A 21,390-nucleotide genomic window follows, 5' to 3' on the forward strand; every position below is an offset into this window, starting at 1 on the left:
CGCCGTTCTCATTCATGGCCCTTCGCCGGGTCAGCCCTGCCAGCGGGCCGGGCGCTTGTCGAAGAACGCAGCGATCCCGTGCGGGGCCTCGTCGTCTTCCCAGACGCCGACCAGCCGGTCGATGGTCATTTCGATCACCTCGGGGTCGATCCGCGGCCCCAGCGCGCGGGCGAGCGATTTCGCCGCCGCCACCGCCCTGGGCGCCACCTGAAGATAGGGCACGACCTCGGCTTCGACCGCCGCATCGAGGTCGCTGGCCGGAACCACGCGGGCGAGGAGGTCGAGATCCTTCGCCTCGGCCGCGTCGAAGATGCGGGCGGACATGAAGACGCGGCGCGCCCTGGCCTCGCCCATCCGGGCCACGACATAGGGGCCGATCGTCGCCGGGATCAGGCCCAGCCGGGTCTCGGTCAGGCCGAACTTCGCGCCCTCGGCCCCGATCGCCACGTCGCAGACCGACAGCATCCCGACCCCGCCGCCGAAGGCATTGCCGTGGCAGCGCGCGATCAGCGGCTTCGGAAGCTCGTTCATCGCGTTCAGCATTCCGGCCAGCGCCGACGCCCCCGCCCGCCGGGTCGCGGCGTCGGCATCCATCTGCTCGCGCATCCAGGCCAGATCGCCGCCCGCGCAGAAGCTTTTCCCCTCGGCCGCCAGCACGACGACGCGCACCGTGTCGTCTGCACCAAGCTGCCCGGCGGCGGCGGTGAGGTCGTCCAGCATCCGCGCCGACAGCGCGTTGTGCTTGTCCGCGCGGGTCATCCACAGCGTCGCCACGCCGCGCGCGTCGGTGTCGATGCGGATCGTCTCGAAGCTCATGCGCGCAGTCCCTTCGCGAATTCGGCGGCTTGGGCGACGACGCCCATGTCAAGACCGGTGCTGTAGCCCAGCCGTTCCAGGTGCGCCGCCACCTTCTCGGTCGCGACGTTGCCCTTGGCGCCCGGCGCATAGGGGCAGCCGCCGAGGCCGCCCACCGCCGCGTCGAACACCCGCAGGCCACGCGCGAGGCTCGCGTCGATGTTGTCGAGCGCCCGCCCCGCCGTGTCGTGGTAGTGCCCGGACAGGCGGTCTGCCGGCACCTCGTCCAGCACCGCGGCGAGCATGGCGTCGATCGTCTCGGGCCGCCCCTGCCCGATCGTCTCGCCGAGGCTGATCTCGTAGCAGCCCATGTCGCGCAGCACGGCGACGACGCGGGCAACGTTCGCGGGCGCGACGGCGCCGTCGAACGGGCAGTCGGTCACCACGCTGACATAGCCCCGCACCGGGACCCCGTCGGCCCGCGCGGCGGCGGCGACAGGGGCCAGCCGTTCCAGGCTTTCCGCGATCGTGCAGTTCAGGTTCGCGCGGCTGAACCCTTCGGACGCGCTCGCGAAGATCGCGATCTCGGACGCGTTCGCCGCGCGCGCCCCCTCGTAACCCTTCATGTTCGGGGTCAGCACCGCGTAGCGGATGCCGGGCGCGCGGGCGATGCCCGCCATGACCTCGGCCGCGTCGCCCATCTGCGGGACCCACCTGGGGCTCACGAAGCTCGTCACCTCGATCCGCCGGAACCCCGCGCGGGACAGCATGTCCACCAACGCGATCTTGTCCGCGGCGGGGATCAGGCGCTTTTCGTTCTGGAGCCCGTCGCGCGGGCCCACCTCGAAGATCTCGACGTCAGGCATCGGGAAGCTCGTAGAAATCGCGGTCATAGAGGACGGGCTCGCCCGCGCCCGGCAGCGCGGCGCGGAAGGCCGGGCGTTCGGCGCAGCGATCGATGTAGCCTTCCAGCGCGGGCGACAGCCGGACGAACCGGCGCGCGGTCCAGACCGACCAGCCGATCGCGCAATCGACGCCCGAGAAGCCCCCGGCCATCAGCCAGTCCTGCCCCTCGACCGTCTGCTCGACCAGCCGCAGCGTGCGCCCGAGGCGCGCGGTTTCCAGCTTCATCACCGTGGCCGAGCGCATCGAGGGATCGCGCAGCATCAGGTGGCTCTGCGTGAGGTTCGCGATGTGCTGGCCGATGGTTTCCGCGAAATGGAGCCAGTCGAGCCAGCCGAGCCGCCCCTCGGCCCCCGGGGCGCGCCAGAGATGCCGGCCGCGCGTTTCGCACAGGTATTCGATGATCGCGCCCGATTCGTGGATCACGCTGCCGTCGACCTGCAGCGCGGGCGCGCGACCGACGGGGTGGATCGCGGCGTATTCGGCCGCGCGCATGTCCTTCGAGGTGATGTCGAGCACCCGCAGGCTGAACGGCACCTCGAGTTCGTTCAGCAGCCAGAGGACGCGCATCGACCGCGACAGGGGGACGTGCCACAGGACGATCGCGTCCTCGTCCGCGCCCGCGACCGGGCCGCCGCTGGCGGGGGGGCCGCCCGCCATCAGGCGCGGCCCGGAAGGATGTTGCGTGTGCAAGGTTGCATGGCGTTCCCCGTTTGCTGCCGCGCGATGTCAGGCGGAGGCTTCGTCGTCGTCAAGGCGGATCAGCGCGGCACCCGCCTCGACCTGGTCGCCGGCAGCCGCCAGGACCTCGGCCACGGTGCCGTCGCGGGCGGCGGTCAGCGTGTGTTCCATCTTCATCGCCTCGAGGATCGCGAGCCTGTCGCCCGCCGCGACCGCCTGCCCCGGCGCGACGAACACGGCCTTGACCAGGCCCGGCATGGGCGACAGCGTCAGGCCGCTGCCCGAAGCCTCGGCCTGGCGGTCCAGCGGGTCCTGCGGCACCAGCGTCAGGCTGCGGCCGCCGAAGACGCTGACGCCCGCCGCGTGGGTCACGATCCGCGACCGGCGCGGCGCCCCGTTCACCCACCAGCGTTCGCCCTGCCAGAGGACGTCGTGCGCGGTCCCGTCCAGCGTGACGCGCGCCGCGCCCGGGCCCAGCACCTCGACCACGCCCTCGCCGCCTTCCCACGTCACGGTGCGCTTCAGGGGCGACCACAGCGTCACGCCGCCGCGCTTGTCCGGGTCGTGCAGCCCTGCGACGCCGAGCGCCGCCAGCGCGCGCGTTTCCGGGGCGGCCTCGGCCTCGCTCAGAAGCTGGTCCATGTCGCGGGCGATGAGCCCGGTATCGACCTCGCCCCTGCGAAAGCCCTCGTGCCGGGCCAGCGCGATCAGGAAGTCGATGTTGGTGACGGTGCCCGCGACCTCGGTATCGACCAGCGCGGCTTCGAGCTTGCTCAGCGCGATGGCGCGGGTCGTGCCCCGGGTGATGACCTTGGCGATCATCGGGTCGTACCACGGGCTGATCGCGTCGCCCTGCCGGACGCCGGTCTCGTTCCTGGCCTCGTCCGCGAACTTCAGGTGCGCGAGCCGCCCGGTGGCGGGAAGGAAGCCCGCCGGGACGTCCTCGGCATAAAGCCGCGCCTCGAAGGCATGGCCGGTGATCGTCAGCTCGTCCTGCGCGGCGGGCAGCGGCTCGCCGGACGCCACCCGCAGCTGCCATTCCACCAGATCGACGCCGGTGACCGCCTCGGTGACGGGATGCTCGACCTGCAGGCGGGTGTTCATCTCCATGAACCAGAACCCGTCGGGGCGAAGGCCGCGGGAGCCGTCCACGATGAACTCGATCGTGCCCGCGCCGGCGTAGCCGATGGCCTCGGCCGCGCGGACGGCGGCGGCACCCATCGCGGCGCGGACCTCCGCCGTCATGCCGGGGGCCGGCGCTTCCTCGATCACCTTCTGGTGGCGGCGCTGCAGGGAACAGTCGCGCTCGAACAGGTGGACCGCGCGGGTGCCGTCGCCGAAGACCTGCACCTCGATATGGCGGGGCGCGGTCACGTATTTCTCGATCAGCACGGCGGGGTTGCCGAAGGCGGTCTGCGCCTCGCCTTGGGCCGAGGCGAGCGCGTCGGCGAAGTCTTCCGCCCGCTCGACCAGCCGCATCCCCTTGCCGCCGCCGCCCGCGACGGCCTTGATGAGGACCGGATAGCCGATCTCGTCCGCGCGGGCGCGCAGGAAGGCGCCGTCCTGTTCGTCGCCGTGGTAGCCCGGAACGACCGGCACGCCCGCCTTTTCCATCAGCGCCTTGGCCGCGTCCTTGAGGCCCATGGCCCGGATCGCATCCGCCGACGGGCCGATGAACACCAGCCCGGCCGCCGTGACCGCGTCCACGAAGTCGGGGTTTTCGGACAGAAAGCCGTAGCCCGGATGGATCGCCTGCGCGCCGGTATCCAGCGCGGCCCGGATGATCGCGTCGCCGCGCAGGTAGCTGTCCGTGGGTGCAGGCCCGCCGATATGGACCGCCTCGTCCGCCATCGAGACGTGCCGCGCGGCCCGGTCGGCGTCGGAATAGACCGCCACCGTGCGCACCCCCAGCTTGCGGCAGGTGTCGATGACGCGGCAGGCGATCTCGCCCCGGTTGGCGATCAGGATCTTGCTGAACATGGGCTCACCCCTTGCTGCCCGGCCGCACCGGGGGCTTCGCGCCCCCGGACCCCGGCGGGATATTTCTGGACAGAAGATTGCATCGTCACATCCTGAAGATGCCGAAGCGCGTCGGCTCGATGGGCGCGTTGAGGCTTGCGCGCAGCGACAGCGACAGGATGTCGCGCGTCTTGCGGGGGTCGATGATCCCGTCGTCCCAGAGCCGGGCCGAGGCGTAGAGCGGGTGGCTCTGCCGCTCGAACATCTCGATCGTCGGGCGCTTGAAGTCGGTCTCCTCCTCGGCGGACCAGCTGCCGCCCTTGCGCTCGATCCCCTCGCGGCGGACGGTCGCCAGCACGCCCGCCGCCTGCTCGCCGCCCATGACGCTGATGCGGCTGTTGGGCCAGGTCCAGAGGAACCGCGGCGAATAGGCGCGGCCGGACATGCCGTAGTTGCCCGCGCCGAACGACCCGCCGACCAGCATCGTGATCTTGGGAACGCTTGTCGTCGCCACCGCCGTCACCATCTTGGCGCCGTGGCGGGCGATGCCCTCGTTCTCGTATTTCCGGCCGACCATGAAGCCGGTGATGTTCTGGAGGAACACCAGCGGGATGTTCCGCTGCGAGCAGAGCTCGATGAAATGCGCGCCCTTGACCGCGGCCTCGCTGAACAGAACGCCGTTGTTGGCGACGATGCCGACAGGGCAGCCCTCGACATGGGCGAAGCCGGTGACCAGCGTCTCGCCGAAGCGGGCCTTGAACTCGTCGAAGCGCGAGCCGTCCACTACGCGGGCGATGACCTCGCGGATGTCGTAGGGGGTGCGCAGGTCGGCCGGGACGACGCCGAGGATTTCCTCGGGGTCGTACAGCGGCGCTTCGGGCGACTGCCATGTCACCGTCTGCGGCAGGCGGCGGTTGAGGTTCCCGACCGCGCGGCGGGCGAGCGCGAGCGCGTGGGCGTCATCCTCGGCCAGGTAGTCGGCGACGCCGGAGAGCCGGGTGTGGACGTCGCCCCCGCCCAGATCCTCGGCGCTGACGACTTCGCCGGTCGCGGCCTTCACCAGGGGCGGGCCGGCGAGGAAGATCGTGCCCTGGTCGCGCACGATGATCGTCACGTCCGACATGGCGGGCACGTAGGCGCCGCCCGCGGTGCAGGACCCCATCACCACGGCGATCTGCGGGATGCCCTTCGCGCTCATCCGCGCCTGGTTGTAGAAGATGCGGCCGAAGTGGTCGCGGTCGGGGAAGACCTCGTCCTGGTTCGGCAGGTTCGCCCCGCCCGAATCGACAAGGTAGACGCAGGGCAGCGCGCATTCCTCGGCGATCTCCTGCGCGCGAAGGTGCTTCTTGACCGTCATCGGGTAGTAGGTGCCACCCTTCACGGTGGCGTCGTTGGCGACGACCATCACGTCCTGCCCGTTGACGCGGCCCACGCCCGCGATGACGCCCGCGCCGGGTGCCGCGCCGTCGTACATGCCGTGCGCGGCGGTGACGCCGATCTCGAGGAAGGCCGAGCCCGGGTCGAGGAGGTTCGCCACCCGCTCGCGCGGCGGCATCTTGCCGCGGCTGACATGGCGGGCGACCGCCTCCGGGCCCCCGCCTTGCAGTGCAGCGTCGGCGGCCTGCCGGACGGCGTCGAGCATGCCCAGATGCGCCTCGCGGTTGGCACGGAAGGCGTCGGACGAAGGCAGCGCGGTGGTGCGGAGTTTCATGCGGCGGGCTCCGGTGAGGGCGTGTCGGGGGAGAGGGCGGCGAGGGTCATGCGCCCGCCGCCAGCTTGCGAAGCTCGCGCCGCATGACCTTGCCGGTGACGGTCATCGGCAATGCGTCAAGGAACACGACCTCGCGCGGGTAGCTGTGCGCGGCGCAGTGGACGCGGGCATGGTCCTGCAGTTCGGCGGCGAGCGCGTCGGACGCGGCGAAGCCGTCGCGCAGGACGACGTAGGCCACGACGATCTCGGTCCGCAGGGGATCGGGCTTGCCGATGACGCCGGCGGCGGCGACGGCGGGGTGGCGGATCAGCGCGTCCTCGATCTCGGACGGGCCGATGCGGTAGCCGGCGGACGTGATCACGTCGTCGTCGCGGCCGACGAAGCGGATGTAGCCGTCCTCGATGACGCCCCGGTCGCCGGTCACGAGCCAGTCGCCGCGGAACTTCTCGTCCGTTGCGTCGGGGCGGTTCCAGTAGCCGAGGAACATGGACGCGGCCCCCCCGGCGGAATCGTGGCGGCGGATGGCGATGTCGCCTTCGCCGTCGGTCGGCTGGCCGGTTTGGTCGATCACCGCCACGTCGAAGCCCGGCACGGCGCGGCCGATGCAGCCGGGGCGGGCCGGGAACATGGTCGAGGCAGAAGACGCGACCATGTTGCATTCGGTCTGGCCGTAGAATTCGTTGATCGTGACCCCCAGCGCCCGCCTGCCCCAGTCGAGCATCTCGGCCCCCAGCGTCTCGCCCCCCGACGCGACCGAGCGCAGGCCCGGCAGCGTCGCGTCCGCCGCCTTGAACATCCTGAGCGCGGTCGGCGGCAGGAAGACCGAGGTCACGCCGCAGGCCGCGACCAGCTTGCGGCAGGCGTCCACGTCGAACTTGGGCAGCCGCGCCGCGACCACCGGCACGCCGAGCGCGAGGCCCGGCATCGCCACGTCCAGAAGCCCGCCGATCCACGCCCAGTCGGCGGGCGTCCACAGCACGTCGCGGCCGGGCGTCAGCAGGTCGTGGCTCATCTCCACCCCCGGCAGGTGGCCGGTCAGGACGCGGTGGGCGTGCAGCGCCCCCTTGGGCGCGCCCGTGGTGCCCGAGGTGTAGATCATCACCGCCGGGTCTTCCGGCCCGGTGTCGGCCGCCGGGAACGGGCCGGCTTCGGGCAGGCCGTCCTCCTCGGGCACGATCACGTCAAGGCCGAAGGGGGCCAGCATCGCGCGCCCCTCGGGGTCGGTCACGACGGAGCGGATGCCGGCGTCGTCCAGCCGCAGCCGCAGCGCATCCACGCCGAACAGCTTGAACAGCGGGACCGAGATCGCCCCCGCCTTCCAGATCGCCGCGTGCGCCGCGGCGGTCCACGCCGATTGCGTCCGCAGCACCCCGACCCGGTCGCCGCGCGCGGCGCCCAGCGCGTGGGCGAGCCGGTCGGCGCGGGCGTCCAGTTCGCCGTAGCTCACCGGGCGCGGCTCGGCACCGTCGTATTCCAGGATCGCCGTGCGGTCCGGCTCGCGGCGCGCCCAGCCGCCGACCACCTGCTCGGCCATGTTCAGCCGCGCGGGCAGGTTCCAGCGGAACCCGCGCCGCAGCGCCTCGTAGTCGGACCCGGCGAGCGTCGGCCGCATCAGTTTCGATCCCCGATGTAGCCGTCGAGGATCAGCGACTGCCGCGCCGTCTCGCGCACGAGGCACAGCGGCTCCGCCGTCTCGCCGCCGGTGCCGTGGCCGTTCGTCAGCCGGTCATAGCCGCAGAGCGCGTCGCGGAACGAGATCCACGCCCGCTCGGCCGCGCGCAGGGCGTCGGCGCGGTCCGCGCCCCGCCCCTGCTCGATCGCCATCAGCCGGTCGTAGCGGTCGGTCAGGCGGGTGTCCCAGTAGTCGCGCTCGGCGCCGAGGCACGGCACCTCGCCATGAACCTCCCCCACGTCCCTGTAGGCTTCCCTGACATGCGCCACGCAGGCGGCCTGCGTCGTGCCCACGCAGGCCATCGCGGCCTCGCCCCGGCCGGCCCTCTCGACGCAGGCGTCCAGCGCGGGGGCGTCGATGTTCGCCTGGTCGGCGGGCATGGCGCGCGCCGCCCCGGCCATGAGCGGCAGGGCCGCGGCCATGCAGATCGCACGAAGGATCGGTTGGTCGATCATCGCCCGCGAGTTCGCGCGGGACGTCCGCCGCGACGCCTCGTAGTCGGTGTGGAACAGCATCTGTCTCATGCCCTGCCCGTGCGCGGTTCTTCCGCTTCGCCCAGTTCCCGCCGCACAGTCTCAAGCTCGCGTTCAAGGAAGAACGACGTCACCGAGCGAATCACGACAAGGATGCCGAGGAATACAAGATCAGCCATCGCCAGGCTGACTGCCGTGGTGATGATGTCCGAGACGATCAGGATTTCCAGTCCGGCGAGGATGTAGCGCCCCAGTTCCACCCGCTCTGCGTTGAGCCCGCGCTTGCGCCTGTCCTCTCCGGGGCCACACTCGGCCTTGACGTAGCCGATCAGGAAGCGGGCCGCGCCGACGAGCAACACGGCGATGGCGACAAGGTCGATCAGGGTGGCCGCGACCTCGATCGCGCCGACCAGCCACTCCATTCGGCCGTGCAGCAGGCCTTCGTCGCGGACATAGGCGAAAAAGCCGTTCATGACGCCGCTTCATCCCGCAGAAGACGCAGGCTAGCGCGCATCAGTCCAGCGCCATCAGTTCGCGGCCGATCAGCATCCGCCGGATCTCGCTGGTGCCGGCGCCGATCTCCATCAGCTTGGCGTCGCGGAACAGGCGCGAGACGACGCTGTCGTTCAGGAACCCCGCGCCGCCCAGCGCCTGCACGGCCTGATGGGCCTGCACCATCGCCTGCTCGCTGGCGTAGAGCACCGCCCCCGCCGCGTCCTGTCGGGTGACCTTCCCGGCGTCGCAGGCGCGGGCGACCTCGTAGACATAGGCGCGGGCGGTGTTCAGCGCGACGTACATGTCGGCGATCTTGCCCTGCATCAGCTGGAAGTTCCCGATCGGCTGCCCGAACTGCCGGCGCTCGCGGACATAGGGCATCACCTCGTCGAGGCAGGCCGCCATGATCCCGGTGCCGATTCCCGACAGGACCAGCCGCTCGTAGTCGAGGCCGGACATCAGGACGCGCACCCCCCTGCCCTCGTCGCCGAGCACGTTCTCGAACGGGATCTCGGCGTTGTCGAAGACCAGCTCGCCCGTGTTCGACCCGCGCATCCCCAGCTTGTCGAAATGCGGCCCCTGCGTGAAGCCGCGGATGCCCTTTTCCACGATGAACGCGGTCATCCCCTTCGAGCCCGCCTCGGGGTCGGTCTTGGCATAGACGATCAGCGTGTCGGCGTCGGGGCCGTTGGTGATCCAGTACTTGGAGCCGTTGAGAACGTAGTAGCCGTTCCGCTTCTCGGCCCTGAGCTTCATCCCGACCACGTCGGAGCCCGCGCCTTCCTCGGACATGGCCAGCGCCCCGACATGCTCGCCCGAGCACAGCTTCGGCAGGTACTTGCGCTTCTGCTCGTCCGAGCCGTTCAGCTTCAGCTGGTTCACGCACAGGTTGGAATGGGCGCCGTAGGACAGGCTGATGCTGGCCGAGGCGCGGGCGATTTCCTCGACCGCGATGGTATGGGCGAGATAGCCCATCCCGCTGCCGCCGTATTCCTCGGGGACGGTGATGCCGAGCAGGCCGAGATCGCCCATCTCGCGCCACAGCGCGGCGGGGAATTCGTTCGATGCGTCGACCTGGCCCGCGATCGGCTTGATCCGGTCCTGCGCCCAGCGGTGCACGGTGTCGCGCAGCGCGTTCACATCCTCGCCCAGGTCGAATTCCATGCCTCGGGTGAACATCCGCCAACCCCTCCCCGGTTATTGAACGATCGTTCAGTTAAAGATGCGGCAGAGTCGCGCGCGGGTCAAGCGCCCGGCCCCGTGGCGACCTCGGCGATGGCGGACAGCATCAGCTGAAGCTGGGGCGGCGCGGAAAAGCGGTGGTCGGCGTCGCGCACCAGCGTCAGGCGGATGTCGGGTCCGGTCGCGTGGTCCAAGAGACGCAGCGCCTCGGACATGGGCACGTCCACGTCGGCGGTGCCCTGCAGCATCCTGACCGGCATCGGCAAGGTCAGCGGCTCGGCGAGGACAAGGTTGTCCGCGCCCTGGTCGAACAGGCGGCGCGAAAAGACGTAGTCGCCCCCTTCATAGTCCGACGGCCGCGTCACGAACCCCTTCCCCGCCAGATCGGCCCGGTCGGCCTCGGAGAACTCGCCTTCCATCCGCCGGGTGAAGTCGGGGGCGGCGGCGATCGTGACCAGCCCCGCGACCCGGTCGGGCCGGTCCCGCGCCAGCAGCAGCGACAGCCACCCGCCGAGCGACGACCCGACCAGTACATGCCGCCCGGGCGCGAGCGCGTCGATGATGTCCGTCGCATCCTCGACCCAGTCGGAGATTCCGAACTCCTCGACCGAGCCGTCGCTCTCGCCGTGGCCGGACAGGTCGAACGCGAGCATCGCCCGCCCCTCGGCGCGGCACCGGTCGGACAGGGCGGCGACCTTGGTCCCCTTCCGGTCCGACCGGAAGCCGTGGATGAACACGATCACCGGCCCCTCGCCCTCGATCCGGTCATGGGCCAGCCGCCGTCCTCCCGCCGTGGTGTGAAACATTCCGCGTCCCCCGTTCCTCGTCACGGAAGTATTCCACGGGATCGGTGGGGCGTCAGCCCCGTTCGTCGGGGGCAAGGCCCCTTCCCCTCCATTGACACCACCGCCCCGCCGGGCCACAGGACGACGACATACCCGCAACCGGGCGTTCCGTGGGCGCCAGACCGATTGGGAGGACGCGATGTCCCGGATTTCCCTGACCTTTCCCGATGGCGCGAGCCGTGACTACCCCGCCGGCGTGACCGCGGCCGAGGTCGCCGCCTCGATCGCGCCGAGCCTTGCGAAGAACGCGGTCAGCGCGACGCTGGACGGCAACCACATCGACCTTGCCTGGCCGATCGCCGTCTCGGGGCAGCTGTCGATCAACACGATGAAGGACGCGGGCCCGGCGCTGGAACTGATCCGGCACGACTTCGCCCACGTGATGGCGCGCGCGGTGCAGGAACTGTGGCCCGACGTGAAGGTCACGATCGGCCCGGTGCGCGACCAGGGCTGGTTCTACGACTTCGACCGCGCCGAGCCCTTCACGCCCGAGGATCTGGGCGCGATCGAGGCGAGGATGCGCCAGATCATCGCCGCGCGCGATCCGGTCCGGACCGAGGTCTGGGACCGCGCCCGCGCCGTCGCCTACTACGAGGAGCGCGGCGAGCCGTTCAAGGTCGAGCTGATCGACCGCATCCCTGAAGGCCAGGACCTGCGGATGTACTGGCACGGCGACTGGCAGGATCTCTGCCGCGGCCCGCACCTGCAATCGACCGGCCAGCTGCCCGCGGACGCCTTCAAGCTCACCCACGTCGCCGGCGCCTACTGGCTGGGCGACAGCACCCGCCCGATGCTTCAGCGCATCTACGGCGTGGCGTTCCGCAACCGCGACGAACTCAAGGCCCACATGACCATGCTGGAGGAGGCCGCGAAGCGCGACCACCGCAAGCTGGGGCGCGAGATGGACCTGTTCCACATGCAGGAAGAGGCGCCGGGCCAGGTCTTCTGGCACCCGAACGGCTGGACGATCTACACGACGCTGCAGGACTACATGCGCCGCCAGCAGCGCCGTGGCGGCTATGTCGAGGTGAACACCCCGCAGGTCGTCAACCGCAAGCTGTGGGAGCAGTCGGGCCACTGGGAGAACTACCAGGAGCACATGTTCATCGTCGAGGTTGACGAGGAACACGCCCGCGAGAAGACGGTCAACGCCCTCAAGCCCATGAATTGCCCCTGCCACGTGCAGGTGTTCAACGTCGGCCTGAAATCCTACCGCGACCTGCCGCTACGGATGGCCGAGTTCGGGTCGTGCAACCGCTACGAGCCGTCGGGCGCGCTGCACGGGATCATGCGCGTGCGCGGCTTTACCCAGGACGACGCGCACATCTTCTGCACGCCCGCGCAGATCGAAGGCGAATCGCGCCGCTTCATCGAGTTCCTGTCGCGCATCTACGCCGATCTCGGCTTCGACACGTGGCGCATCAAGCTGTCCACCCGTCCCGAAAAGCGGATCGGGACCGAGGAAAGCTGGGACCACACCGAGGCCGCGCTTGCGAACGCGGTGACCGCCGCCGGCCACAGCTACGAGATCTTCGAGGGCGAGGGCGCGTTCTACGGCCCCAAGCTCGAGTTCGTGCTGACCGACGCCATCGGGCGCGACTGGCAGTGCGGGACGCTGCAGGTGGACCCGAACCTGCCCGAGCGGCTGGACGCGGAATATGTCGGCGAGGACGGGCAGAAGCACCGCCCGGTCATGCTCCACCGCGCCGTGCTCGGCAGCTTCGAGCGGTTCATCGGCATGCTGATCGAGAACTTCGCGGGCAAGCTGCCGCTGTGGCTCGCGCCGCGGCAGGTGGTGGTGGCCTCGATCGTGTCGGACGCCGATCCCTACGTCCACGAGGTCGTGGCGGCGCTGACGGCGGCCGGCATCCGGGCCGAGGCGGACACGCGGAACGAGAAGATCAACTACAAGGTCCGCGAACATTCGCTGGGCAAGGTGCCGGTCATCATGGCTGTGGGGCAGAAGGAAGTGGCCGACCGCACCGTGTCGATCCGCCGGCTCGACCAGCAGGGATCGCGGACCCAGACGCTGGCGGACGCGGTCGCGGCGCTGGCTGCCGAGGCGACCCCGCCCGACCAGCGCTGACCCCTGTGCCCGACGCTTTGCTGATCGGCCCGGCAGGTTTTTGCCGGGCCGGTTCCCCCCGGTCGCGCAAGCGTGATGCAGGGTCTTGCGTTTTGCAGGGAATCGGGCATCGTTGACCGCGCGTGAGCATGACTTTCTACCGCCTCCCTTCACGGGGCAGCCGGACTGCGAAAGGGCTGCACGGCTCGGAACGGCAATCTCGCCGCCGGGATTACGAAGGAGACAAGGTCATGGCGACCGGCACGGTTAAATGGTTCAACGGCACCAAGGGGTTCGGATTCATCGCCCCCGATGACGGCGGCAAGGACGTGTTCGTCCACATCTCGGCGGTCGAGCGTGCCGGCCTGACGGGCCTGAACGACAACCAGAAGGTGGAATACGAACTGCAGTCCGGCCGCGACGGCCGCGCCTCGGCAGCGAACCTCCGCCTGCTCTGATCCGGCTTTCCGGCCCACCCGAAGGGTGCGCCCGACGTGCTTGGCAGACCACCCGAAGGGTGCGCCGCCCGACATGACGGCAGATCGAGACAAGGACGGCCCGCCGCTCGCGCGGGCCGTTTTCGTGTGCGGCTGCCCTCGGCGCCCGGCGCGGCGCCCGACCCGCCGCCCCCGGCGCGGCCACCCCCTTGCACCGCAGGCGCAAAGCCCGCATCTCGGGTTCGGCTGCGGCGACGCCCGTCGCCGATGGACACCAGATGGCTGGAAACCAGATGACCGTCACCCTCGACATCTTCGCAGATCCCGTCTGCCCGTGGTGCCTGATCGGCAAGGCAGAGCTTGACCGGGCGCTGGAAAGCCGCCCGGATCACCCGTTCGACGTGACCTGGCGCCCGTTCCGGCTGAACCCCGACATGCCCCGGTCGGGGATGGCGCACACGGCCTACATGCTGGCGCGGTTCAAGGACGACAAGGGCATCATTGCCGCCAACCGCCCCGTGCTGGAAGCGGCCGAGCGGCTGGGCTTGTGGCTGAACATGGCCGCGATCGACCGCGTCCCCGACACCACCGACGCGCACCGTCTGCTTCACTGGGCGCGGATCGAGGGCGCGCAGACCCGCGTCATGTCGGGTCTGATGGCGGCGCACTGGCGCGAGGGCCGGAACATCGGCCGCGCCGACGTGCTGGCGCAGATCGCCGACGCGGCCGGCATGGACGGGATGATGGTGGAACGCCTGCTGGCCACCGACGCCGACCGCGACGAGGTGATCGAGGCAGAGACGCACGCCCGCCAGCGCGGCGTGACCTCGGTGCCCACGTTCATCGTCGGCAACACCCATGTCGTGCCGGGCGCGCAGCCCGCGGCGCTGTGGCAGCAGGTGATCGACGAGCTGGCGGGACAGCCGGGACCCGACCTCGACGGCTGACGCCGCATAACGGCTTGCCCCCATCCGCGCCGTGCGGCATCACCCCCTCCTTGCCCGACCGACCGCTTCGAGGATCCCGACATGACCCGTTTCGCCGCCCCCATCGCCGAGCAGATCTGGGACATGAAATACCGGCTGAAGGATGCGGACGGCACCCCGCTCGACACCACGGTCGAGGACAGCTGGCGCCGCGTCGCCCGCGATCTCGCCAGCGTCGAGGCCGACCCGGCCCGCTGGGAGGACCGCTTCTACGCCGCGCTCGAGGACTTCCGCTTCCTGCCCGCCGGCCGCATCCTCGCCGGCGCGGGCACCGGGCGCAGCGTCACGCTGTTCAACTGCTTCGTCATGGGCACCATCCCCGACAGCATGGGCGGCATCTTCGAGATGCTGAAGGAAGCCGCGCTGACCATGCAGCAGGGCGGCGGGATCGGCTACGACTTCTCGACCATCCGCCCGCGCGGGGCCGAGGTGAAGGGCGTGGCCGCCGACGCCTCGGGACCGCTGTCCTTCATGGACGTCTGGGACGCGATGTGCCGCACGATCATGTCGGCGGGATCGCGCCGCGGGGCGATGATGGCCACGATGCGCTGCGACCACCCCGACATCGAGGCGTTCATCAAGGCCAAGCAGGACAGCGCCCGGCTGCGGATGTTCAATCTGTCCGTCCTCGTCACCGATCCGTTCATGGAGGCGGTCCAGGCCGACGCCGCGTGGGATCTGCAGTTCGGCGGCCGGGTCTACCACACCGTGCAGGCGCGCGAGCTGTGGAACCGGATCATGCGCGCGACCTACGACTACGCCGAGCCGGGCGTGATCTTCATCGACCGCATCAACGCCGACAACAACCTGCACTATGTCGAACAGATCGCCGCCACCAACCCCTGCGGCGAGCAGCCGCTGCCCCCTTATGGGGCCTGCCTGCTGGGGTCGATCAACCTCGCGAAGCTGGTGCTGGACCCGTTCGGCAACGACGCGCGGCTGGATGAATCGGCGCTGGACGAACTGGTCGCGACCGCCGTGCGGATGATGGACAACGTCGTCGACGTGTCGCGTTTCCCGCTTGAGGCGCAGGCGCGCGAGGCCGCGGCCAAGCGCCGGATCGGTCTTGGCGTCACCGGCCTTGCCGACGCGCTCCTCATGGTCGGCCTGCGCTACGGCGCGCCCGACGCGGTCGAGGCCACGCGCGCGTGGATGAAGCGGATCGCGCGGGCCGCCTACCTGACCTCGGCGGACCTCGGGCGCGAGAAGGGCGCCTTCCCGCTGTTCGACGCCGACGCCTATCTCGCCTCGGGCTTCATGCGCCGGATGGACGACGACGTGCGCGAGGCGGTGCGCACCCACGGGATCCGGAACGCGCTTCTGACCTCGATCGCGCCGACGGGGACGATCAGCCTCTACGCCGGGAACGTCAGCTCGGGGATCGAGCCGGTCTTCGCCTACGCCTACAAGCGCAAGGTCCTGCAGAAGGACGGCACCCGGACCGAGGAGGAGGTCGTCGACCACGCCGTCCAGATGTGGCGCGCGAAGAACGGCGACGCCCCCCTGCCCGCCCATTTCGTGGACGCGCAGACCCTGCCCCCGTCGGATCACGTCGCGATGCAGGCGGCGGCGCAGGAATGGGTCGATTCCTCGATCTCGAAGACCATCAACTGCCCCGAGGACATCGACTTCGACGCCTTCCAGGACGTCTACCTGCAGGCCTGGCATCTCGGCTGCAAGGGCTGCACGACCTACCGCCCGAACGACGTCACGGGCAGCGTCCTGTCGGTCAGCGACGCTTCTCCGGCGCCGCAGCCCGTTCCGGCGAGCGTGGGCGGCTACCTGACCGAGCCGCTGGACCGCCCGGCGGCGCTGGAGGGCGCGACCTACAAGCTGAAGTTCCCGGGCAGCGAGCACGCCATCTACATCACCATCAACGACGTGGTGATGGACGGCGCCCGCCGACCGTTCGAGATCTTCATCAACTCCAAGAACATGGAGCATTACGCCTGGACGCTGGCCCTCACGCGGATGATCTCGGCCGTGTTCCGCCGCGGCGGCGACGTGAGCTTCGTGGTTGAGGAGCTGAAGGCGGTGTTCGACCCCCGCGGCGGCGCGTGGATGGAGGGGCGCTACGTCCCCTCGATCCTCGCAGCCATCGGCGGCGTGATCGAGCGGCACATGGTCGCGACAGGCTCGCTCGCCGGCGAGGGGCTGGGGCTGAAGTCGGACCCCAAGGCCGAGGTGACGGAACTCGGCGCCGGGCCGAAGACGGGGGCGACTGCCGCGCGCTCGCGCGGCCCGTCCTGCCCGGCCTGCGGCAGCACCGCCGTCCGCAAGGTGGAGAACTGCCTGACCTGCATGGACTGCGGCCATTCGAAGTGCGGCTGACCAAGCGGGGGGACTTCGGCTGGTGTGCTGACAGGCAAAACTTTTCCTTCTGCCGCCCATAATTTGTCCTTTTGCGAGCCATAACTTTTCCACCGGTCGATTTTAAGGCAAGCGGCTTACAGAAGGATCGAATACCTACCAGGCGGCCGGCAGCGGCCGCCTTCTTCAATTTTGAAGCGCATGGCCTGACCGGTTGCTGCCTCCCTCGAGATGCGCCAAGTTCTTGTCGAATAGTCCATATGGAGCGGTCGGACGGATGCGCTACCTGAGCATAAGACGGCAGATCGAAGGCGCCCTACCGACTGTGGTCGAGCTGCTACGGGCAAGAGGTGAAAGTGCTGCGCTCCGGGTTCTTACATTGGCTGAGATCGACCTTCAGCATACCGGAGACGATAACTGGAACGGGGGCACTGAACTCTGGACCGCTTTCATCAGGCTACCGGTATCCGCTTTCGTAGAGGTGGAGAGCGATCTGAAACAGATCGTCGACGTCATCGACACCAACCTGCAGCTTGTTTGTGGAAGCGATGAGAAGTTCTTGGTGAAAGCTGCGGTAACGCCGAACCGTGTCCGCCCACACGGATCCGGGGTCTCAGACGGACGTGTGGCTCCTCGCACACGCTCCGCCCTCTTGGACGAGATGAGGGCGCGAGGCACTATCTGGTTCGGCGCTCTTGACGAAGTGTCGTTTCTAAGTCGCATCTACGAACTGTCGATCTTGCCGTCAGGAGACAGCCGGTTCGAGACCGCCGAGGGTGACATATGGCAGCACTGTGTCAACAATGCGGACTGGCCGTTGGACTGGATTTACGGCGACCCTCGTTTCCGGCTTTATGATGCAGATGAAGAGACCCTGCTGCGCTTCATCTGCGAGGTCGTCCATCCGGTTGTGCGCAGAGATGCAGAAGAGCAAACGGCTCTCGTGACTGCGTTCAACGGTCACCTTGCGGCCGATGGATGGGAACTGGTCGAAGATCAGGTTATCGACGGCCGCCCCATCTACGTCCCGCAGAGGAAGGTGCATGCACTTGGCATGCCGCTGCACCGAATGAAGGCGGTCGCAGCCACCTTGAACTCCGATACGCTCTACGAGGACTTGAGGCGGCTCGAGCGCATCGGGGATACGGAGCCAGGCGAGGCCATCGCGCTTGCCAAAGAGATAGTTGAAGGATGCTGCAAGCTCATCCTAGACGATCGTAAGGTCGAGTATCCCTCTAGGGCGGAGATACCAGACCTGCTGAAGCTTCTGCGGAAGGAGCTGAGGATCATGCCCGAGGGCATCGAAGAGACAGCCAAGGGAGCTTCGGAGATCCGCGACATCCTGACGAGCCTCGGTAAGATCGCGCACTCTCTGGCTCCTCTCCGAAACGCCTACGGCAAAGGGCACGGTCGCGGCAGGAGCTTCAAAGGGCTGCAGCCGCGTCATGCCCGACTGGCTATCGGCGCCGCCAGCACCTTCGTTGACTTCGTCATGGACCGGCACTCGTCGAGCTGATTACATCCGAGTCGAAGACCATCAACATCAATACGTCTTTTGCAGAGCAGTTCGGCCCACACCGCAGCGAACCGACAGGGGTGCTGCTTGCACGTCCTTCGTGGAGGCCTTGTCGTAGGCCGATTAGAAATTTCCCAACATTTTTTGTAGCGCCATGACCGTTCTTAACATAGCTTTCTAATACGGAAGGCTGAACATTAACACTCCTGCTATCAAATTGAAAGAGGAATTCCAATGAATGAGATTATCCAAGGAAAACCTAATCAGCTAGTTGATCCCCAGGCGCAGAGAATAGTAGATTATCTGGAAAGCGTTGGCCTTCCATCTGAGCATATCATTGCAGCCGCTGCAGAGCGCGAAATTATCGGGAATAACCTACCAGCTTTTATCGATAAGTTGCCGCCAGAGATCAAGTCTGAGGCGCGCTATCTTTCGAAGTTTGTAGTCGGCGCTGGTTATGGTCCTTTTGATTATTCACTCAATGCTGTTTGGAATGAGGTAATTGTTGATCTGAGAAAGAAAGCAATTCGATACGGCTTAGACATTTTCTTCGATGCTGCTGTTGGCGGTGGCAAAAATCGCGACATGTATTCTACTGAGGCCGATCTTGGTAATATTAAAGACATCGTTCTTATCGATAGTTGTAGGAAGCTAGAGCTAATCGCTGACACAACTTATGCAAAGCTGAAGCATATTCTAGACATGAGAAATAGTATAGGTATATCTCATCCGAACAACTATAACATTAATGCCTTCGAGTTGTTGGGTTGGCTTCAGACTTGTGTCCAGGATGTTCTGAACGACCAGCCCTCCGAGGCGGCGCTTCAAGTTCAGGCCTTCATCGGAAACCTGAAGAAGCGCACTTTGCCGTTAGACGCCGCAACGGCAAAAACGATTGAGCAGAGAGTCTTAGAGCTTCCGACTCACTTCTGTGGAAATATCCTCAGAACAGTATTTGGAATCTTTGTTTCTCCGGACACAGATCCTGCAGTTCGAAAGAACATTTCTATCATCGCACCTTGCATTTGGAATAGCTGCCTAGATGAGCCGCGAATGAAGCTCGGGACTGTCTTGGAGGGATTCAAGGCCAACCTTCACGCGGACAAGTATGCGCTGGGAGAACAGTTTTTCGAAATTGTGGGGGGCAATGCCTATAGATCAAATTCTGAACGGCTTATTATCGTTAATGAGCTTCTTATTCAGCTTAAGGATACACATCATGCATGGGATAATTTCCACCACGAAGTTCCTGTGGCTCGCAGTCTAATCAGTTACATTCCTGAGGCTTCTGCGATTATACCCAACATTGCCGAGCCTTTATTTAGGACGATAATGATTTGTCGCGTTGGAAACGGCGTATCATATAACAATGGTGTGTCTCCCGGGGCGAAGCCGATCTATGACCAGATACTGTCATTTGCCGGTGATCAATATGCTGCGTTAGTCATGGCACTAATGAGCCACTACGAAATTCGGAGCAACTTAGGGATCTCTACAAGCAGGCAGCAGGCAAAGAAGGCGCTTGAGGCCGTAAAGCCAAACGTTATCAACCCCCGACTAATCGAGTGCATTGACTACTTGATTTCCAATATCGAGGGAAATCCCAGTTGTGTAGCGGACTCCCACTTCCGCAAAATTTCTGCAGGCCATATATCTTGGCCAAGCTGAATTGCCTCTGAAGGAGCATCAGGCTCATCCGGTGCGGGGGTGGTGGGCGCCGCGATCGGGCGTGGCTGTATCGCCAAGTCTACGAGTTGCAAGGTGGGGTCAGTGACCGGCCGTAGCGGGGGCCGCTCGAAGAGATCTCCTTGGACGACCCGCGCCCAATAACCGGGGGGCGGGCAAGGGACATGATGTTTTGAGCATCTCCTGCGAAGTTCAATTTCACTGATACCGAGGTTGGTTGCCACCTCGGGCGCCGGCTTGGTCCATACCAGGTCGAACAACTTTCGTCGCGTGATGCCTTCACCGTGCTCAGACAGGGTCGCAGCCCCTATGGTGCGTTGATCTAACGGGTCGTCAACCGCCGGACCGGGCGGCCGACTCTCCTCCGATCATAAGGGCGCACCGCAACACGTCCAGCCTTTCCCGAGCCACCATAGCCCCGCGCGCCATGGCCGCTCCCTGCGCCCCGCCTACGCCCTCTGCCGCCCAGAACAGGAGGTCCAGGATCTCGGACAAGGCGGCCGTCTCGTCCATCGCTGCCGTCACCCGTTCGCCGCTGATCCCGGCGCCTGCGCCCGTCGCTGCCGGTTCCTTCATCATGCCACCCCCGTCGTGGCCGCGGGGGCCAGGCCTTCCAAGAACCAGCCCTCATGCGCTCCTTCACCGGGCTCCATCGTCCGCTCGGCCACCAGTCGTTCCGCCAGGGCCTCGAGCGCCGGTCGTTCATCGCTGAGCCTGGCACGAACCCTCCCCATCGCCTCACGAAGGCGGTCGTTCGCTCTGCCCCTTACCTCGGGGCACGCGGCCAGCAAGGCGCCGGAAGGGTCCGCCTGGTAGAGGATCCCGTGGTCGGTCAGGCCCCAGGACAGTTCAAGTCGCAGGGCAAGGTCCGAGGCCAAGGCTAGGTCGCTCGTCGGAGCGCCGCCCGCGCCGACTGACGGGCTCCCCAGAACCAGCTCCTCAGCGGCCCTGCCAGCGAGGATGACCTCCATCCGATCCGTGACGTCCTGGGCGCTGATGAGGGGCTTCCGCCCTCCGAGGAGGACGTTGCCGCCGGCGGGCGAGATGGTGATCCGCTCGACCCGGCCGCACCCTAGTCTGAAAGCGGCGATGGCATGCCCCGCTTCATGGATTGCCACGCGCCGGACGATCTCGGCGTCTTCGTCGCCGATCCCCAGCGCCGCGGACAGGTGGGCGGCCGTCAACGCCTCCCCCCGCTGCCGGGCGAGGCTGCGCGCCTCACGCACCGCACCGTCCAGTTCAGCCGCGGTCCTGCCGACCGCCTTCCGCGCCAGATCCGAGATCTCGCCCGGAGCGATGTCTCCGCGAGCATGGTGTTTAAGGATCCGCTCCGTCGCCACGAGGCCGGGGCGTCGGACCTCCACCACCGCGTCGATGCGACCGGGCCGGGTCAAGGCCGGATCAAGGGCGGCCACGTCGTTGCACGCCGCGACGAGGACGACGCCCTCCATCCGGAGCGTGCCGTCCGTCAGTTCGAGGAGCGCGTTCACCACCTGGCGGCGGTAGTTTTCGGCGTGCCTATCCCTGCCGTTCCGATCACCGGCGGAGTCGATCTCGTCGATGAACAGGATCGACGGCGCCGCCTCGCGCGCCTCGGCGAATGTCGCGCGCATCTCCCTCAGGAGGTCACTGGTCTGCCCCCTGAAAAGTGGTCCTCCCTGAAGTAGGCTTTTG

General features: G+C 67.5%; 18 protein-coding genes. 6 read left to right on the plus strand and 12 right to left on the minus strand.

All coding sequences use genetic code 11. From position 1 onward, the window contains the following. Positions 1–30 precede the first annotated feature (30 nt). The 10 genes from ELI80_RS03590 to ELI80_RS03635 all read right to left on the minus strand — a co-directional run bounded on the left by ELI80_RS03590 (position 31) and on the right by ELI80_RS03635 (position 10,677). Positions 31–816 carry a crotonase/enoyl-CoA hydratase family protein gene (locus tag ELI80_RS03590; protein ID WP_136649614.1) on the minus strand — a complete coding sequence of 262 codons (786 nt, stop codon included), beginning with the start codon at positions 814–816 and terminating at the stop codon, positions 31–33. Then, complete coding sequence (locus tag ELI80_RS03595; protein ID WP_136649615.1) at positions 813–1,661, minus strand: hydroxymethylglutaryl-CoA lyase; 849 nt, start codon at positions 1,659–1,661, stop codon at positions 813–815. The genes ELI80_RS03590 and ELI80_RS03595 overlap by 4 nt, the downstream gene beginning before the upstream one ends. Then, positions 1,654–2,358: a glutathione S-transferase family protein gene (locus ELI80_RS03600; protein ID WP_136649616.1), complete on the minus strand. Its 705-nt coding sequence runs from the start codon at positions 2,356–2,358 to the stop codon at positions 1,654–1,656. The genes ELI80_RS03595 and ELI80_RS03600 overlap by 8 nt, the downstream gene beginning before the upstream one ends. 69 nt (positions 2,359–2,427) lie before the next feature. Further along, positions 2,428–4,359, minus strand: a complete 1,932-nt coding sequence (locus ELI80_RS03605; protein WP_136649617.1) for an acetyl-CoA carboxylase biotin carboxylase subunit — start codon at positions 4,357–4,359, stop codon at positions 2,428–2,430. A gap of 85 nt (positions 4,360–4,444) precedes the next feature. Beyond that, positions 4,445–6,049, minus strand: a complete 1,605-nt coding sequence (locus ELI80_RS03610) for a carboxyl transferase domain-containing protein (RefSeq protein ID WP_136649618.1) — start codon at positions 6,047–6,049, stop codon at positions 4,445–4,447. A 46-nt stretch (positions 6,050–6,095) separates the two neighbouring features. After that, positions 6,096–7,661, minus strand: a complete 1,566-nt coding sequence (locus ELI80_RS03615) for an AMP-binding protein (RefSeq protein WP_136649619.1) — start codon at positions 7,659–7,661, stop codon at positions 6,096–6,098. Continuing rightward, entirely contained in the window at positions 7,661–8,245 is a 585-nt protein-coding gene (locus ELI80_RS03620) for a lysozyme inhibitor LprI family protein (RefSeq protein ID WP_136649620.1), read from the minus strand. The genes ELI80_RS03615 and ELI80_RS03620 overlap by 1 nt, the downstream gene beginning before the upstream one ends. Next, on the minus strand, positions 8,242–8,667 hold the full coding sequence (locus ELI80_RS03625) for a DUF1622 domain-containing protein (protein ID WP_136649621.1): 426 nt from the start codon (positions 8,665–8,667) through the stop codon (positions 8,242–8,244). The genes ELI80_RS03620 and ELI80_RS03625 overlap by 4 nt, the downstream gene beginning before the upstream one ends. Before the next feature lie 40 nt (positions 8,668–8,707). Next, a complete protein-coding gene (locus tag ELI80_RS03630) occupies positions 8,708–9,868 on the minus strand; it encodes an isovaleryl-CoA dehydrogenase (RefSeq protein ID WP_136649622.1) in 1,161 nt (386 codons plus the stop codon). Between the two features lie 65 nt (positions 9,869–9,933). After that, positions 9,934–10,677 carry an alpha/beta fold hydrolase gene (locus ELI80_RS03635; RefSeq protein ID WP_136649623.1) on the minus strand — a complete coding sequence of 248 codons (744 nt, stop codon included), beginning with the start codon at positions 10,675–10,677 and terminating at the stop codon, positions 9,934–9,936. Positions 10,678–10,855: 178 nt separating this feature from the next. On the opposite strand from ELI80_RS03635, the gene thrS reads away from it, so the two are divergent. The 6 genes from thrS to ELI80_RS03665 all read left to right on the plus strand — a co-directional run bounded on the left by thrS (position 10,856) and on the right by ELI80_RS03665 (position 19,698). Continuing rightward, positions 10,856–12,802 carry a threonine--tRNA ligase gene (thrS, locus tag ELI80_RS03640; RefSeq protein ID WP_136649624.1) on the plus strand — a complete coding sequence of 649 codons (1,947 nt, stop codon included), beginning with the start codon at positions 10,856–10,858 and terminating at the stop codon, positions 12,800–12,802. Positions 12,803–13,032: 230 nt separating this feature from the next. After that, positions 13,033–13,239, plus strand: a complete 207-nt coding sequence (locus tag ELI80_RS03645; protein WP_131673513.1) for a cold-shock protein — start codon at positions 13,033–13,035, stop codon at positions 13,237–13,239. A 257-nt stretch (positions 13,240–13,496) separates the two neighbouring features. After that, positions 13,497–14,165 carry a DsbA family oxidoreductase gene (locus ELI80_RS03650; protein WP_201740541.1) on the plus strand — a complete coding sequence of 223 codons (669 nt, stop codon included), beginning with the start codon at positions 13,497–13,499 and terminating at the stop codon, positions 14,163–14,165. 81 nt (positions 14,166–14,246) lie between these two features. Continuing rightward, positions 14,247–16,535 carry an adenosylcobalamin-dependent ribonucleoside-diphosphate reductase gene (locus ELI80_RS03655; RefSeq protein ID WP_136649625.1) on the plus strand — a complete coding sequence of 763 codons (2,289 nt, stop codon included), beginning with the start codon at positions 14,247–14,249 and terminating at the stop codon, positions 16,533–16,535. Positions 16,536–16,791: 256 nt separating this feature from the next. Beyond that, the gene (locus ELI80_RS03660) at positions 16,792–18,030 is read left to right on the plus strand and encodes an abortive infection family protein (RefSeq protein ID WP_136649626.1); all 1,239 of its coding nucleotides are present in this window, start codon (positions 16,792–16,794) and stop codon (positions 18,028–18,030) included. Positions 18,031–18,264: 234 nt separating this feature from the next. Beyond that, the gene (locus ELI80_RS03665; RefSeq protein ID WP_136649627.1) at positions 18,265–19,698 is read left to right on the plus strand and encodes a hypothetical protein; all 1,434 of its coding nucleotides are present in this window, start codon (positions 18,265–18,267) and stop codon (positions 19,696–19,698) included. Positions 19,699–20,049: 351 nt separating this feature from the next. Here the strand turns inward: ELI80_RS03665 and ELI80_RS03670 are convergent, their stop codons facing one another. Next, the gene (locus tag ELI80_RS03670) at positions 20,050–20,295 is read right to left on the minus strand and encodes a hypothetical protein (RefSeq protein ID WP_143803193.1); all 246 of its coding nucleotides are present in this window, start codon (positions 20,293–20,295) and stop codon (positions 20,050–20,052) included. After that, positions 20,292–21,390: AAA family ATPase (locus ELI80_RS03675; RefSeq protein WP_136649628.1), on the minus strand; the 1,099-nt coding region annotated here is incomplete at its 5' end. The genes ELI80_RS03670 and ELI80_RS03675, both read right to left, overlap by 4 nt.

This window comes from Paracoccus aeridis (assembly GCF_004923205.2).
In the GTDB taxonomy this organism is placed as follows: domain Bacteria; phylum Pseudomonadota; class Alphaproteobacteria; order Rhodobacterales; family Rhodobacteraceae; genus Paracoccus; species Paracoccus aeridis.